Genomic DNA, 15,252 nt, shown 5'->3' with positions numbered 1-15,252 from the left:
CTGTCTTGTCGCTGAGATTGTTGACAAAACTGTTGACGAGATTGGAGTGGCTCCTTAGCGTCTGGCGCACAAACGCACGAGAGGAAAACAAAGATGTCCCCGTCCCCGTCCCCCTCCCTGTCCGCTCGCGCCGGCAGACTGGCAGTGCTCGCCGTCGGCCTGTGCTGGCTGGCCGTCCTCTTCGACGGCCTGGACATGTTCATCTACGGCTCGGTACTGCCCCACATGCTCGCTGAGAAGGCCCTCGGGCTCACCCCGGACCAGGCCGGTGACCTGGGCAGTTACGCCACCTTCGGGATGCTGGTCGGCGCTCTGACCGCGGGCACGGTGGCCGACCGGACGGGCCGTAAGAAGCTGATGGTCGGCTGCGTCACGCTCTTCTCGCTGGCCTCCGGGCTGTGCGCGCTGGCGGACGGCGTCGCGGTCTTCGGCCTCGGCCGCACACTCGCCGGAATCGGTCTCGGCGGTCTGCTGCCCACCGCGATCAGCATGGTCTCCGACTACGCCCCGCGCGGCCGCGCCGCCCTCACCATCGGCATGCTGATGACAGCCCACCACGCGGGCGGCATCCTCTCCGCCTACGTCGCCCTGTGGGTCGTCGAACCCCTCGGCTGGCGGGCCGCGTTCTGGTTCTGCGTGCTTCCGCTGCTGTTCGTGCCGGTGCTGGCCAAGTTCCTGCCCGAGTCGCTGAGCTTCCTGGTCGCCAAGGGGCGCAGCCGGGAAGCGCACGAACTGGCCGGCCGCTACGAGGTCGAACTGCCCGCCGCCCCGGCCGACAAGCGGGCCGCAGGCGACCGCTGGACGTCCCTCGCCAACCTCTTCCGCGGCGGCGAGTGGACCCAGACCCTCCTCTATTGGCTGGCCTCCTTCGGCGGCCTGCTCCTCGTCTACGGCGTCGCCACCTGGCTGCCCACCCTGATGCGCGGCGAGGGTTACAACCTCGGCTCGGCGTTGACGTTCGTGGTGCTGTTCAACCTCGGCGGCATCGTCGGCATGCTGGTCGCCGGACGTGCCTCCGACCGGTTCGGCGCCCCCCGTATCTCGGCGATCTGGTTCGCGCTGACCGCCGCCGGAGTCTTCCTCCTCAGCGTCCACATGCCGCTGGCGCTCACCTTCACGGTGGTGTTCCTGACCGGCGTGTTCCTCAACAGCGCGCAGACCATGATCTACGCGACCGTCTCGATCCGCTCCCGCCCCGAGAACCGTGCCACCGCCGTCGGCTGGACCTCCGGCATGGGCCGCTTCGGCGCCGTCTTCGGCCCCTGGCTGGGCGGCCAGTTGCTCGCCGCGAACAACGGCGACTGGGGCTTCACCGCCTTCGCCCTCGCCGGTCTGTCGTCCATGGTCTTCATCGGCATCGCCGCGCTGCGCGGCTCGCGCCGGGCGACCGGGAGCGACAGCGAACGGCAGCTGATCGGCGCGCACTGACCGGCGGACGCCGACCGCGGGGGCGAGGGCGGATGCCGGTTCACTCCGGCACATGGGGTGAACGGCATCGGTCATATCTAATGTCCCGTCGTATGTACTGATGGTCCCAACTGGGTTATACGACGGTCTCGCGTATTGTTGCGTCATATGCCCGCTGTGATGCAGGGCGGCTTTCGTGACGCCGGGGGCGGATGAGTTGATCGTTAAAGGGGGATCGGGACGTGACGGCATTTCTCGCGCTGGTGGCAGTCGTTGCGTTCATGGCCAAGGCCGGCCTGCCGTGGTGGGTTGTCGTGGCCGTGGCCCTGCTGATGGCGGGCTTCGTGTCGGGGTCCAGGGGCCCGGGGAGAAGCACCAGGAATACCGCGACGCCGAGCCCGGCGCCTCAGCCGATCTGGTCCTCGGCCGACCGGGTCTCGGCGGTTCGGCCGGACCCGGTGGACGCGCTTGTCCCGTGCGCGGAGGAGCAGTTGGCGAGCGTCAGCTCCCCGCAGCCTCCCGAACATGCCCGGCGATGACCCCGTAGACCGTCCGAGCCTTCTCGTCGTCGTCCCCGTCGTACCCGTGATCGGCGCCGGTCACCTCGTGATACTCGACCAGCGCCCCCACCGCGCGCAGCCGCTCGGCATACCGCTCACCTTCACCCCGTAGCAGGTCGTACTCAGCGGTGATCACCAGAGCCGGCGCGATCCCCGTCAGGTCGGCGGTATCGGACGGATGTGCGGGGGAGACCAGCGGGTCGGCGCGCCGCTTCACGTCCGGAACGTACGACGAGTCGAACACGTCGGCCATCCAGGGCCGCAGCATCGGCTTGGCGGTGGCGGCCCGCTTGTGCCGCGCGCCGGTCGCCAGGTCGAGCGGCGGATAGTGCAGCACCTGGAGCGCGATCGACGGTCCGCCCTCTTCGAGCGCCTGCCGCGCCACGGCCGCCGCGAGGCCGCCCCCGGCGCTCTGCCCGCCGACGGTGAGCCGACCGCCGTCCCAGCCCTCCTCGCCGCCCTGCTCCGCGACCCACCGCACGACTTCGTACGCCTGCCGGGGCGGCGCCGGGAACGGATGCTGGGGTGCGACGGCATAGTCCACGTTGATCACGACCACCCCGGCCTCGGTGGCGAGGTACCGGCACAGCGGGTCGTCCAGCTCGGTCAGTGCCATGACGTAGCCGCCGCCGTGGAAGTTGACGTGCACGGGTGGCGCGGCCCCGTCGCTCGCGTTCGGAGACAGACGGCTCGGGGGCAGATAGACCGTGGCCCGGGCGGGACCGATCGACGTGGGAATCGTCAACTCGCGTACCCTGCGCGGAAATTCGGGGAAGCGCGCGTGCGAGGCGGCGGCGGAGCCCCGGCCACCGGAACGCCGGTCCGCCAGGACGGTCACACGCTGCAGCGCCTTGGCGGCGAGGGCGGCCACCGCGGGCCGGGCCAGGAGGGACATATGGCTCCATTCGATGGCCGCCCGTGGGTCGACCCGCGGGAAGATCTATTGAGTTAGGCAATCATAGGCATCAACAATTATTGGTCAAGGGCCGGACCGGCCGGGCCGCTCTGCGTATGAGGTAGGGTTGACCTGCATGATCACGCGGTTCGCCGCGCGTCAGGCATCGGGACGTGGCGCAGCTTGGTAGCGCACTTGACTGGGGGTCAAGGGGTCGCAGGTTCAAATCCTGTCGTCCCGACTGGAGTCTTCTCCGTAGTCGCAGGTCAGGGCCTTGGATCACAGCATGTGAGACGAGGCCCTTGATCGTTTCTGAGCGTTCGTCTCACAATTTCTCACGGTCACAAACGGACGACGACGAGCGCGATGTCGTCCTGGCTGCCAGCGGTGACGCCCAGGTGGTCCAGCAGCCCGTCGGCGAGTTCTTCCACCGGGAGGGTGCTGCACTGGGCAAGGGCATCGGTCAGCCGGGCCAGGCCGGTATCGATGTCTTCGCCGCGCCGTTCGATGAGCCCGTCGGTGTAGAGCACGAGGGTGTCCCCGGGGGCGTAGGACAGTCCGGCCTGAGGGCGTGGGACATGTTCCGGGCGGGCGCCCAGCGGTGGGTCGGTGGCCTGGTCCAGCAACTGCCAACTGCCGTCTGGACGACGCAATACCGGCGGAGGGTGACCGGCGTTGCTGTAGATGATCAGTCGGCTACGCGGGTCGATGAGCACCTTGACCACGGTGGTGGCCAGCGCGCCGTCGACCGCCCTGGCGTACAGGCCCAGTACTTCCAGGGCCTGCGCGGGGCTGGGAACGGCCCGGATGGCTGCGCTCAGAGCGCTGCGCAACATGCCCATAACGGCGGCGGCCTCCAGGCCGTGGCCGACAACGTCCCCGACGGCGATGGAGTAGCGATCGGGCGGCAGATCGACCACGTCATACCAGTCCCCGCACACGTTGAGTGATCCAAAGGCAGGCAGATAACGCACAGCTATGTCCCGGTGCCTGTCCAAGTCGGGCGAGCGAAGCATGACCTCCTGCAGGGTGACGGCGACCTCACGTTCGCGGGCATGTGCCTGGCGTAGCTGCTCGTTCAGTTGTTCCAGATCGTGAGACCGGGCATACACCAGGGCCGCGATGCTTGTTGCCTGCGTGCTCAGCGGTGGGGTGAGCGCACGAATGAAGGGGGAACGCATGAACTCGGTGACGTCGTCGGCCCGCGCGATGATCCACTTCACCGTGCCGTCCGGCCCCAGGACGGGGCTGGCCATCCCGCACCACCACCGCTCCTCAAGTTCACCTGAGCGGTCGGCAACGGGGATGTCGAATCGCTTCGGTGCCACCACGTCGGGCTGGCGTGACTCCAGCACGCGCTGGAGTGAGGCGCCGAAGTCACGGGCCGCGGCCGGCGACGCAGGAGTGTCCGGAAACGCCGCCAGAATGTACTGCCCAACCAGTTCTTCGCGGGTCCTGCCGGTGACCTGGAGGTAGGCCCGGTTGGCGTAGCGGACTACCAGGTCGGCGTCCAGCACCAGATACGGGTTCGGCGCGGCGTCGAACAGCTCCTCGAAATCGATCTCCGCTGTCGTCACGCGCGTGGCCTGCCGATCTTTACGAGCGCGACCGCTTTCATCTCCAACCTACGAGCTATCCGCCAGGTGCGCCCACCGGACGACTACCGATGCGAGCTCCTCAGCCGAGCAGCTCGCTGAGCTTCTCCGAGCTGGCGTTGCGGCTCTGCGGGTCGGGGTGGAGATAGACCCGCTTGGTGAAGGAGAGGTCACTGTGTCCGGCCCAAGCTGAGACCACCGTGTCGGGCACGCCGTTGTTGGCCATCCAGGACAGGCAGGCGTGACGTGCGTCGTACAGACGAACCCTGCGCACGCCTGCTGCCTCCATCAGCTTCTGGGCTTCGCAGGTCAGAGGTCGTATCGGAGTATGCCGGTACGACCTCTTGATCGTTTTGGGGGTCAGTTGAGGGCCGGGCGGTCAAGACTGCTCGCTGTGGGCTGGGCGGCTCTCACATCCGCGTGAAGATCCAGAACCGGCCCCATCTCATCGACGCATGACTGGCCGGATCCGGCATGTCCTTCACCCCAACGACTTCGTGAGTTTCTAGCTCAGTAGTCGTTGTCAGGGGAAACCCCACCCGACTTCGAGAGGGGGCTCCTGTCGACGGATTGCCAGGCCAATTGGTGGGCAGCAGTATCCCATCTTGAGCTAATCGGTTCGAAGCTTCGAAGGTGAACCGATCTCTCCGGTTATTGAACCAGACGTGAGGCTCGGAGGTTCCTCGATGGGCGCTGACGATGAAGGATCCGGATCGGGCAACTCTGCCCAGCCACCCAGCGGGAGAGTTGTCGACAGGGCATATGTTCGCCTGGTTTACGCGCAGGCGATCGATTGGTATAAGGTCGCCGAGTCGAAGGCGCAAATAATTCTGACCGTCAACGGCGTGCTGGTGACCATATTCTTCGGACTCAACGCCCAGATCCTGGCGGATGAGCCCCGGCTGGCCAAGATATCCGGTGTTGAGACGTGGTGCTTCTTGTTTGCCTCCACGCTGGCTGTTTTAGGAGCGGTAACCTGCGCGACGGCATGCCTGTGGTCACGGCACGGTAAGAACTCCAAGGGGACGTTCGCGCTCCTGGGCGTAAACCCTGACCAGCCGCATACGTACTGCCCGGAAGTCCTTTGGTACTTCGGTGATCTGGCGAACCTGCAAATGGAGCCGGCGGCTGCTCTAATTAGCCGGGCCGACGCCCAATTCGAAGTCGCAGCCCTCTCGTATAACGTCGTGCACTTGGGGCGAGTCGTGCTCCGCAAGCATCGGTTCTTGAATACCGGTTGGGCGCTTACCGCCACTGCTATCGTCTCACTCATCTTTGGTGGGGTGAGCGTCTTCGTGCGAGCTCAAATGTGAGTAAGCCAAGACGGTATCGCCGGGGTGCGAAGTGCGAGCCCTTTCGTTCGTATCGGACGGTGAGGCGGCGGTAGCCGAAGAGCCAGGCGATCGGCCGTTCGATCTGCCAGCGGTGCCGACCGAGGCGTTCGCCGGACTCGATGCCGGGCCGCGCGATGCGCGCGACGAGCCCGCGCTCGCGTAGTCAGACATTTGGAGCGAACGGAGGCCGCGTCGACGATCGCCAACCTCTAAGCCTTGATGGGTGCGGCCGACCTGGCGGCCTGCTCGATCTTCGCGCAGTGGGCCGCACGGGCTTCCTCGTCGATCTGTTTCTCGTGTTCGGCGCGCAACCCGGTGCGGCCGTCGAGGCCCTCGCGCAGGATGTCGGCGTGCCCGGCATGCCGGATGGACTCGCCGAGGACATGGACGATGATGGCGAACAGGTTCGTGTTGGGACAAGGCTCCGGCCACCAGGGCACGTGGCCGGGGGCGTCGAGGGGAAGCTCGTTGATCGTCGCGTCCGAGTGTTCCCACGTGCGCCGGTAGAACCCGATGATCTGATCGCGGGTCTCGTCCTCGGTCGCCCACAGATCGCTGCCGTTGGAGTGGTCCTGCCACCGGGGCAGCGGTTCCGGGGAAGGGCGGTCGAAGACCTCGCCGAAGTACCTGGCCTCGACGGTGGCCAAGTGTTTGACCAGGCCGAGGAGGTTGGTCCCGGTCGCTGTCAAAGGCCGGCGGGCGTCGTATTCGGACAAGCCGTCGAGTTTCCAGAGCAGCGCCTTGCGGTCCCGCCGCAGTCTCCCGTGCAGGTTGTCTTTCGCGAATTCATCGATCATGCGGCATGAGCCTGCCATGGGCTGCTCGCGGTCTCAAGATCCACTACGTGGTCCGCAACGACCGGCAGAGCCGAAGCCTGGCCATGGCCGCCGCCCTGACCTGCTACGAGAGGCTCGCGAAACTCGCCACGTGAGTCAACCTCCAAGCCTGCCGAGGTCCTTGATGTCTGGGGCGCCCTTGCGGGAGATCACCGACAGAATTCGGCGACTGCGCAGCGAGCGCCGGTTCGGGTTGCTGTCGTAGCCCTTGTCGCCCAGAAGCTCTCGGCGGAAGCGAGAAGTGGACACCGGCCTCCCAACGGGCTTCTCCCGGTTGATCGGTGAACCCTTTGGGACTGCCGTGTACATCGCCGACACCACCGTCCGCATGATCGGTCCGGTCAACTGAAAGCTCAGCAGCACATCCGCCAGCGGAGTGCTCCTGATCGAGAACCAGAAAACCTTCGAGGCGCTCAGCCGCACTACCGTGCCCGAAGGCCGGTTGTACGTCTCGATGGGCGATTTCGCCTCGGACGCACTCGGCTTGTTTCTCAGGCGCTTCGCGATCGCGGCGACTCGTGCGGTTGATCCGCATCGGTTGGGATGCGGTGGCATCTGGGCCAGCCCGCACGAGGTCGAGAACCGGCTGCTCCAGCACCCCGACGTCGCCGCGGCATGCGTCGTGGCCGTCCCCGACACCGACGGACTCGACCGCCCCGTCGCCTGCGTCGTACCGGCCTCCACCGATCCCCGCGATCCCCTCGACACGGACGCCCTGACCGCGTTCTGCCGCCAGACCCTCGCCTCGTACACATGCCCGCGCCGGATCCTCACCTTCACCGCCCTGCCCACCACCGGCACGGGCAAGGTCAACCGGCGCCAGGTCCAGCAGCAGGCACTCGGGCGACTCACCGCCGGCACCCCGGCCCACGGTCCTCTGCCCGGCGAGACGTAGGCCGGCAGTGAGCAAGTCATGCGCCCGGAGCCCACCTTCGCGCCATCAACTGGCCCTGTCGGCCCTGGCCGCCCAGGACGACGAACTCCAGTGGCTCCGCCGCCGGCTGAGCACGATCAGCCCCACCGCCCCTGCAGGCGTCGTCGTCCCCCTGCCGCGCCGACGAACTCCTCCGGCACGTGCTCAAGAGGGTAGAGAGGTGGTTGTCGTTGAGTGAGAGGACGAGGGCCACGTGGATGTGTATGAAGCCGTGGACAGTCGCCGGGCCGTGCGGGCGTTCAGCGATGAGCCGGTGCCCAAGGAGGTTCTCGAACGAGTGCTGACCGCTGCCACGCGGGCTCCGTCGAGTGGAAACCTCCAGCCGTGGCATGTCTTTGTCGTGGCCGGCGAGCCCTTGGCCGAACTGAAGAAGCGTGCGACGGCCAGGGCGCTTGCGGGAGACCCGGGCGATGAGCGGGAGTATCCGATGTATCCGGCCGAGCTGCCTTCGCCGTATCTGGACCGCTTTTCCGCTGCGGCCGCCCAGAGGTACGAAGCGCTGGGAATCGAGCGCGACGACCCCGACAGGCCCATGAAGATCGCCGCCTTGAACTCGGGGGCGTTCGGAGCGCCGGTCGTGCTGTTCTGCTACCTCGACCGGACGATGGGGCCCGGGCAGTGGGGGGACGCGGGGATGTACTTGCAGACGGTCATGCTGTTGCTGAGGGCGGAAGGGGTCCACAGCTGTCCCCAGGTGATGTGGACGATGTATCGCAAGACCGTCAGTCGGATAGTCGGAGTCGATGACGGGCTCGTACTGTTCTGCGGTGTCTCGGTGGGATTCGAGAAGGAGAGCGTGCCCCGGCTGCGTACCGGGCGGGCGGATGTGACGGAAACAGTGCGCTTCATCGGAGTGTGACCGTCAGGCTGACCCGCTATTGGTCTCGGGGCGTGTTGGCCCGCGGGTTCGGCTGGCTGGTGGATGAGAAGGCGCGACCGCCGCTATGTCCCCGCACCCACCGGCCAAGGTCAGTACCAAGATCAGTCGCAGGTCGGCCCATTAGGGTCGGTGGCATGAACACATCCCTTGCCAGCAGTGCCTTCGACTCGCTCCGCCTCGACGCCGTGCCCGATCAGGACGCGTTGCGCCGGGTCTACGAACTGCCCAAGGACACGGCCCTACGCAAGCAGATGACCGAACTCACCGAGCAGACCCGGCGGTTGATCGGCTGCTCATCGCTGGTCCTGGTCGCCAGCGCGGACGCCGAGGGCAACTGTGACGTTTCCCCGCGCGGCGGCCCCGCCGGGTTCGTCGCCGTACTGGACGCATGGACGGTGGCGATACCGGACGCGACGGGCAACAAGCGTCTGGACACCCTGCAGAACGTCGTCGCCACCGGACGGGCCGGGCTGCTGTTCGTCATCCCGGGGCGCACCACGACGCTCCGGGTGAACGGCCGGGCCTGCGTCTCCACCCGCCCGGAGCTGCTGTCGCAGCTGACCGCCGTGGGCAAGCCGCCGGCCAGTGCGCTGGTGGTGGGGATCGAGGAGGTCTACCCGCACTGCCCCAAGTCCCTTCTGCGCAGCGGGGCCTGGAAGCCGGAGCAGTGGCTGGCGGCGGACGCCCAGCCGACCTCGGCGGAGGTGACACTGGCCCAGTTGCGTATGCCGGAGCTGACGATCGCTGACGTCGAGCAGGCGGAGGCGGATTCGCTGAAGTACCGGTACGAGTAACGGGGGATCCGCGCTTGCCGAACCACCAGCCCGTCAGCAGGTCACCGGCACGCGACTGGGCAGCGGCTCCGCGCCGGGACCTGTCATCCTGAGCAAGTCCGGTTCCATCCGCATGCCGTGGAGGTTGTGATGCGTGCAGGCGTCGTGGTCAGCGCGCATCCCGGAGTGGAGGACCTCGCCGTGCGGGCCGAGGAGTTGGGCCTGCACAGCTTCTGGGTCAACGACACCCCGATGGTCCACGGCGATCCCTTCGTCGCCCTGAGCCTGTGCGCGAAGGCCACCAGCCGCATCAGGCTCGGTATCGGCGTGACGTCACCGGCGCTGCGCTCGGCTCCGGCCGCCGCGAGCGGGTTCGCCGGCCTCAACGCGCTGGCACCGGGCCGGATCATCTGCGGCGTCGGCACCGGGAACACCGCCCGGCGCACCCTGGGCATGAGGCCGACCACGTCGGCCAGGCTGGAGAACTTCACCGCCGCCCTGCAGGACCTGTGCGCCGGCCGCTCGACCGAGTACCGCGAAGGCGACCGGGTCCGCGACATCCGGTTCCTGCACACCGGGGCGCACGTGAACACCGCCGACCCGATCGAGTTCGTGGTGGCCGCGCTCGGGCCGCAGGCCGCCGCCGTCGCCGGCCGCCGCGGCACCGGCCTCATCTCCTTCGGCCTGCTGGACCCCGCCGCTTGGCACGCGCTGCACGACGCCCGCCGCCACGCCGCCCAGGACACACCCCGCGACCCCGACTCCCGCACGGACTCCTACGTGGTCACCGCGCTCCACATACTCGACGAGGACGAGGACCCACACGGCGACGCGGCCCGGGACGCGACCGGTCACCTCGCCCTGTCGCTGCTGGCCTTCGCCGCCGACACGGCCGCCGAAAACCCCGCCTTCGCCGAGCGGCTCAGCCCTGGGGAACGCGAGGCGGTGCGGCGGCTCCTCGACCGGCGCGGCACCACCGCCACCGCGCCCGACCGGCACACCAAGCTGTACCCCAACTACCTCGGCCGCATCGCCCCGCAGGACCGGGACCTGGTCCTGCCCGCGCTGATGAACACCCTGGCCCTGGTCGGCACCCGCGAGGATCTCCTCGCCCGCATCGCCACCCTGGAACAGGCCGGCATCGACGAACTCCTCATCCAGCCGGTGATCGACCCACCCACCGAGATGGCCCAGCTCGCGAAACTCCTCACCTGAACGGACCTGCCCGCCGCATGTGCCGGTCGTCGGCGTTGGCCAGCAGCAGCCGCTCGCCGAACTACCGAGGTTCTGTCGGTAACTGGTCGGGAACCACGCCTTCTTCCGCACCCGACCGCCCCGCCGGCTCCTGACTCCCGCCGTCCCGGGACCAGCCGCTGATCGGCGTTTGCGGGCGGGCCATGGCTGTGGGGATCGAAGTCGGGTGTCAGTCATGCCCGTCAGCCGACAGAGAGGGAGAAATCGTGAACTAACAACCCTGGATGGGAGCAATCCGTTCCGCTCTCCGGAACCGAAGGACGGGAGTACTGGCCATCGCCCCGGTACCTGAACACGGTCCGAGGCAGATCAGAGAGGACCACACATGCAGATGCGTAACTCGGTTGCCGTTGCGCTGGCAGTGGCGGCCTTCGCTCTCGTCCCGGCCGCGGCTCCCGCTCTGGCCGCTCAGACGCCGAGCGCCCAGGCCGTGACGTGCATGGGTCAGGTCGCGAATGTCATCGGCACAGAGGGCGACGACTTCACGACCGGCACCCCGGGCAACGACGTGGTCGCCCTGCTCGGCGGCAACGACACGTACGCCGACGCGGGCGGCAATGATCTCGTATGCCTGGGCAGCGGCAACGACATCATGGGGGCGGACTCCACCTTCGTCACCAACTCCGACACTGTGGACGCAGGCCCGGGTGATGACCAGGTGTTCGCCTTCGACGGCGGTGACGTCGTCCTCGGCGGCGACGGCGTCGATGAGCTGCACGGCGGCAACGGCATGGACGACCTGCGAGGCCAGGCCGGCGACGACGATCTGTTCGGAGAGGGCGCCAACGACATCCTGCGCGGCAACACGGGCAGCGACTCCGCCGACGGCGGTCCCGGGCTCAACGATCAGTGTGCCGCGGAAACCGAGGTCGCCTGCGAGACGGATCCGCCGGCCTGAAGGCGTTGACAGGCTGTCCCGACTTGCGAAGCAGCAGGTCAGGGGAGTGCCGGAAATTCCGGCACTCCCCTTGGCCATTTCTGGTGGGTGGGCGGAGCGCGGTCGAGGGGCATGTTCTGGGGTCCGCTACGATCACGGCATGGTTACGGCTTGGTCGCCCTGGTGCGTCGGCGGGACCCGCCTGGGCGGGCGTCCGCTGCTGCGCGTGCTGGCCATGGCCGCCCTGCTGTTCGGCGTCCTCATGACGCAGTGCGGGCACATGGAGAGCGCCGATGGGCAGGCCGATGGGCACCTCTCCAGCAGCGCGACGGTCTCCGCGGCCCAGCCGGACGACGAGTCGTCGCACTCCGGCGAGCAGTGCCTGCCCGGGCAGCCCCAACAGGGTTCTGTCCCGGCGGCGCCCTGCTTTGCGGCGTGGGTTCGCCAAGCGACCGGTGTTGAGGGGGCCTCGCCCCCGCGTCCACCGGCCATCGGTCGGTCTGTCGACGGGGTGTCACCAGTGGCCCTGAGAGCCGCCTCAGTGGTGCGGCAGGTCTAGGAGGCGGCGTCCTCCGACCGGCCTGCTGACTGTCTGTCACCGGTTCGGCCGCTATCGCGCGACGAGTGTCGTATCCCATGCTCATGAGGGGTCGTCACATTCGTCGATGCCGTCCTGCCCCCACCCATGCCTGCGCCTGACTCCGCCCATGCCGGAGGCGAGGCAGCAGCGCGGAGGACTTGTGCCGACACATTCCCGCATGCCCGCACACGCGACATGGCCCCCCTGCGGGTCGTCCCGGTGGCGTCGAATCGCCTCGACGACCCGCGCCACCCTGGTGATGGTGCTCATGCTGTGCGCCGTCATTCACGGAGCGACCGAGCAGACGCACGCGTCGGTGTCCATGCCCGCCGTTTCGTCCGCGGTGGCCGTGGCCGGAGGCCATGGGGACCGTCATGGGCCCCACGGTCCCCACAACCCCCATGAGGCGGAGGACTGCGCGGGGGACGCGATTGTTCGCCATGCCTTCCCGTCGGCCGAGGATCCTCCCCCCGACGCGATGGACGTGGTCGCACCCGCCGCCGGGTCACTGGCGGTGGGAAGACCGCCCGTACGGCGTGAGTCCCGCAGACGTCGCAGCGCACGCACCGGCCGGGTCGCGCTCGTCCGTACGTCTCGCTGGCGGATCTAGACCCCTCGCTCGCAGCCGGCCGACCTCGTCGGCTGCCGCGCCCCCTGGCGACAACGCGGACCGCGTGGTCCCCTTGCTCGCCATGGACGCGAGATGAACCCGCACCGTGCATTCATCGAGCGAGAGTGACAACACAGACATGCAGTCATTGACCAAGGCCGAGGTCCCCTCGGGCCGGGCCGCCCTCTCCGGGCTGGTGGGCAACACCCCGCTGCTGCGGGTGTCGCAGCCGCTCGCCCCGGCCGGACGCGGCTTCTGGGCGAAGCTTGAGGGGTTCAACCCCGGCGGTATCAAGGACCGTCCGGGCCTGCACATGGTGGAGCGGGCCCGGGCCCGCGGCGACCTGCGGCCCGGCGGACGCATCATCGAGTCCACGAGCGGAACGCTGGGCCTCGGGCTGGCCCTGGCCGGGATGGTGTACGGCCACCCGGTCACCCTGGTCACCGATCCGGGGCTGGAGTTGTCCATGACCCGGCTGCTGACCGCGTACGGAGCCCAGGTCAACGTCGTCTCCGAACCGCATCCCACGGGCGGCTGGCAGCAGGCCCGCCGTGAGCGCGTGCAGCGGCTGCTGGAACAGCACCCCGACTCCTGGTGCCCGGACCAGTACAACAACCCGGACAACGTCGCCGCCTACACCCCGCTGGCCCTCGAACTCGCCTCCGAGACGGGCCACATCGACGTGCTGGTGTGCAGCGTCGGCACCGGCGGCCACTCGGCGGGCGTGTCCCGCGTCCTGCGCCAGCTCTACCCGGAACTGACCGTCGTCGGCGTGGACACGACCGGTTCGACCATCTTCGGCCAGCCCGCCCGACCCCGGCTGATGCGCGGCCTCGGCTCCAGCATCTACCCCCGCAACGTCGCCTACGAGAACTTCTCCGAGGTGCACTGGGTGGCCCCGGCCGAGGCCGTGTGGACGTGCCGTCAACTGGCCGCCTCCCACTACGCCACCGGCGGCTGGAGCGTCGGCGCGGTCGCACTGGTGGCCGGCTGGCTGGCCCGGACCATGCCCGCCGACGCACGGATCGTCGCGATCTTCCCCGACGGCCCGCAGCGTTACCTGGGGACGGTCTACGACGACGACTACTGCGCCGCACACGGCCTCCTCGACGCCCCACCCGCGCCCGAACCCGAGCTGATCGGCCGCCTGGACGAGAAGGAGGTCACCAGCTGGACCCGGTGCACCACCGTGATCGACCCCCTCACCCTGCAGGGCGAGGAGGAGCGGTGAAGGGTCTGCTCACCCAGGTCCGGTCGTACGAACGCAGCGTCCAGCTGTTGATGGTCAACCAGTTCACCATCAACCTCGGCTTCTACATGCTGATGCCCTATCTGGCCGCCCACCTCTCCGGCACCCTCGGCCTGGCCGGGTGGATCGTCGGACTCGTCCTCGGCGTACGGAACTTCAGCCAGCAGGGCATGTTCCTGGTCGGCGGCACGCTCGCCGACCGGCTCGGCTACAAGCCGATGATCATCGCCGGATGCGTGCTGCGCACCCTCGGCTTCGCGACGCTCGGCCTGGTCGACTCGCTGCCCGCGCTGCTCGCCGCCTCCGCGGCCACCGGGCTGGCCGGGGCCCTGTTCAACCCGGCCGTACGGGCCTACCTCGCGGCCGACGCGGGGGAGCGCAGGGTCGAGGCGTTCGCCCTGTTCAACGTGTTCTACCAGGCCGGCATCCTGCTGGGCCCGCTGGTGGGCATGGTGCTGACCGGGGTGGACTTCCGCGTCACCTGCCTGGTGGCGGCCGGGATCTTCGCGCTGCTGAGCGTCGTACAGATCCGTGCGCTGCCGGCCAGGCGGGCCGAGCGCGCCGGACGGCAGGAGGCCGGGGACGGTGCGGGCGTGCTCGCCCAGTGGCGCGGCATCCTCGTCAACCGGCCGTTCCTGCTCTTCTCCTTCGCCATGATCGGTTCGTACGTCCTGTCGTTCCAGGTCTATCTGGCGCTGCCGCTGGAGGTGCGCCGGCTCGGCGGCGACGGGGAGTTCGGGACGGCGGCGGTCGCGGCGCTGTTCGCGGTGTCCGGGCTGAGCACGATCCTCGGTCAGACGCGGGTGACGGCGTGGTGCAAGGCGCGGTACGAGCCCGGGCAGGCGCTGGTGCGCGGGCTGGCGGTCTTGGGCTCGGCGTTCGTCCCGCTGCTGCTGGCCGTCGCCGTGCCCGTACCGGAGGCGGGGATCGGGCGGTGGCTGCTCGCGGCGGTGCCGCCGACGCTGGCCGCGCTGCTGCTCGCCGTCGGCACGATGATCGCCTACCCGTTCGAGATGGACACCATCGTCCGCCTCTGCGGTGACCGCCTCGTCGCCACGCACTACGGGCTGTACAACACCATCTGCGGCATCGGCATCACCGTCGGGAACCTGGGCACGGGCGCCGCGCTGGACGCGGCCCGGGCGGCCGGGCTGCCCGCGCTGCCGTGGATCTCGCTGTTCGCGCTCGGTATGGCATGCGCGGCCGCCCTGTACGGCCTGCACCGCACAGGCCGACTGGCGGCACCGCCCGCCGCCCAGCCACTGCCCGCCACGGCCTGATCCACCGGCCGTCCGGCCCGGGGGCGGGGCGCCGATCGGTGCCCCGCCCCTGCCTCAGCCGCTGCTCCTGCTCGGTCGCCGGGGGGCGGCCCCCCGCCCCCCGCCCGGCACACCGCCCCCCGCCGGGGGGGGCGGCGCGGGGGGGCGCCCCGGCGGGCGAGGGGGGAGAGGGGCGCGCCCCGATCCCG

At 68.9% G+C, this 15,252-nt stretch carries 16 protein-coding genes, 1 tRNA gene and 1 pseudogene; 12 read left to right on the top strand and 6 right to left on the bottom strand.

Going from position 1 to position 15,252, the window contains the following annotated elements; translation table 11 throughout:
- Positions 1-93 precede the first annotated feature (93 nt).
- Positions 94-1,428 carry an MFS transporter gene (locus ACFWYS_RS17395; protein WP_384768912.1) on the top strand — a complete coding sequence of 445 codons (1,335 nt, stop codon included), beginning with the start codon at positions 94-96 and terminating at the stop codon, positions 1,426-1,428.
- Positions 1,429-1,908: 480 nt separating this feature from the next.
- Here the strand turns inward: ACFWYS_RS17395 and ACFWYS_RS17390 are convergent, their stop codons facing one another.
- Complete coding sequence (locus ACFWYS_RS17390) at positions 1,909-2,862, bottom strand: alpha/beta hydrolase (RefSeq protein ID WP_384768909.1); 954 nt, start codon at positions 2,860-2,862, stop codon at positions 1,909-1,911.
- A 167-nt stretch (positions 2,863-3,029) separates the two neighbouring features.
- Between ACFWYS_RS17390 and ACFWYS_RS17385 the strand changes: the two genes are divergently transcribed.
- Positions 3,030-3,103 (top strand) — tRNA-Pro (locus ACFWYS_RS17385).
- A gap of 100 nt (positions 3,104-3,203) precedes the next feature.
- On the opposite strand, the gene ACFWYS_RS17380 is transcribed toward ACFWYS_RS17385, so the two are convergent.
- Together ACFWYS_RS17380 and ACFWYS_RS17375 are read right to left on the bottom strand one after the other, a co-directional pair.
- Positions 3,204-4,439, bottom strand: coding sequence for a PP2C family protein-serine/threonine phosphatase (locus ACFWYS_RS17380; protein ID WP_384768906.1), 1,236 nt, complete (start codon positions 4,437-4,439; stop codon positions 3,204-3,206).
- Between the two features lie 100 nt (positions 4,440-4,539).
- Positions 4,540-4,746: a tyrosine-type recombinase/integrase gene (locus ACFWYS_RS17375; protein ID WP_384768904.1), complete on the bottom strand. Its 207-nt coding sequence runs from the start codon at positions 4,744-4,746 to the stop codon at positions 4,540-4,542.
- 397 nt (positions 4,747-5,143) lie between these two features.
- Here ACFWYS_RS17375 and ACFWYS_RS17370 point away from each other — a divergent pair, with 397 nt between their 5' ends.
- Entirely contained in the window at positions 5,144-5,770 is a 627-nt protein-coding gene (locus ACFWYS_RS17370; protein ID WP_384768901.1) for a hypothetical protein, read from the top strand.
- Between the two features lie 36 nt (positions 5,771-5,806).
- Here the strand turns inward: ACFWYS_RS17370 and ACFWYS_RS17365 are convergent.
- Both ACFWYS_RS17365 and ACFWYS_RS17360 read right to left on the bottom strand, forming a co-directional pair.
- Positions 5,807-5,936: pseudogene (locus tag ACFWYS_RS17365) on the bottom strand (IS5/IS1182 family transposase); the annotation flags it as partial.
- A 64-nt stretch (positions 5,937-6,000) separates the two neighbouring features.
- On the bottom strand, positions 6,001-6,588 hold the full coding sequence (locus ACFWYS_RS17360; protein WP_384768899.1) for a DinB family protein: 588 nt from the start codon (positions 6,586-6,588) through the stop codon (positions 6,001-6,003).
- A 5-nt stretch (positions 6,589-6,593) separates the two neighbouring features.
- Here ACFWYS_RS17360 and ACFWYS_RS17355 point away from each other — a divergent pair, with 5 nt between their 5' ends.
- Positions 6,594-6,722 carry a hypothetical protein gene (locus tag ACFWYS_RS17355; RefSeq protein WP_384768896.1) on the top strand — a complete coding sequence of 43 codons (129 nt, stop codon included), beginning with the start codon at positions 6,594-6,596 and terminating at the stop codon, positions 6,720-6,722.
- Position 6,723: 1 nt separating this feature from the next.
- On the opposite strand, the gene ACFWYS_RS17350 is transcribed toward ACFWYS_RS17355, so the two are convergent.
- On the bottom strand, positions 6,724-7,182 hold the full coding sequence (locus tag ACFWYS_RS17350; protein ID WP_384768894.1) for a hypothetical protein: 459 nt from the start codon (positions 7,180-7,182) through the stop codon (positions 6,724-6,726).
- Here ACFWYS_RS17350 and ACFWYS_RS17345 point away from each other — a divergent pair.
- From ACFWYS_RS17345 to ACFWYS_RS17310, 8 genes are all read left to right on the top strand, one after another.
- Positions 7,166-7,522, top strand: coding sequence for a hypothetical protein (locus ACFWYS_RS17345; RefSeq protein ID WP_384768891.1), 357 nt, complete (start codon positions 7,166-7,168; stop codon positions 7,520-7,522). The two genes, ACFWYS_RS17350 and ACFWYS_RS17345, sit on opposite strands and share 17 nt — an antisense overlap.
- A gap of 232 nt (positions 7,523-7,754) precedes the next feature.
- Entirely contained in the window at positions 7,755-8,420 is a 666-nt protein-coding gene (locus ACFWYS_RS17340; RefSeq protein ID WP_384768889.1) for a nitroreductase, read from the top strand.
- 155 nt (positions 8,421-8,575) lie between these two features.
- Positions 8,576-9,235: an MSMEG_1061 family FMN-dependent PPOX-type flavoprotein gene (locus tag ACFWYS_RS17335; RefSeq protein ID WP_384768886.1), complete on the top strand. Its 660-nt coding sequence runs from the start codon at positions 8,576-8,578 to the stop codon at positions 9,233-9,235.
- 129 nt (positions 9,236-9,364) lie between these two features.
- Positions 9,365-10,429: an LLM class flavin-dependent oxidoreductase gene (locus tag ACFWYS_RS17330; RefSeq protein ID WP_384768883.1), complete on the top strand. Its 1,065-nt coding sequence runs from the start codon at positions 9,365-9,367 to the stop codon at positions 10,427-10,429.
- A gap of 364 nt (positions 10,430-10,793) precedes the next feature.
- Complete coding sequence (locus tag ACFWYS_RS17325; RefSeq protein WP_384768881.1) at positions 10,794-11,366, top strand: calcium-binding protein; 573 nt, start codon at positions 10,794-10,796, stop codon at positions 11,364-11,366.
- A 139-nt stretch (positions 11,367-11,505) separates the two neighbouring features.
- Positions 11,506-11,904, top strand: a complete 399-nt coding sequence (locus ACFWYS_RS17320) for a hypothetical protein (RefSeq protein ID WP_384768879.1) — start codon at positions 11,506-11,508, stop codon at positions 11,902-11,904.
- Positions 11,905-12,674: 770 nt separating this feature from the next.
- Entirely contained in the window at positions 12,675-13,766 is a 1,092-nt protein-coding gene (locus tag ACFWYS_RS17315) for a PLP-dependent cysteine synthase family protein (RefSeq protein ID WP_384768876.1), read from the top strand.
- A complete protein-coding gene (locus ACFWYS_RS17310) occupies positions 13,763-15,064 on the top strand; it encodes an MFS transporter (RefSeq protein ID WP_384768873.1) in 1,302 nt (433 codons plus the stop codon). Before ACFWYS_RS17315 ends, ACFWYS_RS17310 begins: the two co-directional genes overlap by 4 nt.
- The last annotated feature ends 188 nt before the right edge of the window (positions 15,065-15,252 follow it).

This window comes from Streptomyces sp. NPDC059010 (assembly GCF_042740355.1).
GTDB lineage: Bacteria > Actinomycetota > Actinomycetes > Streptomycetales > Streptomycetaceae > Streptomyces.
Note: the sequence above shows the minus strand (reverse complement) of the source record. Positions and strands in the feature narration are given on the sequence as shown.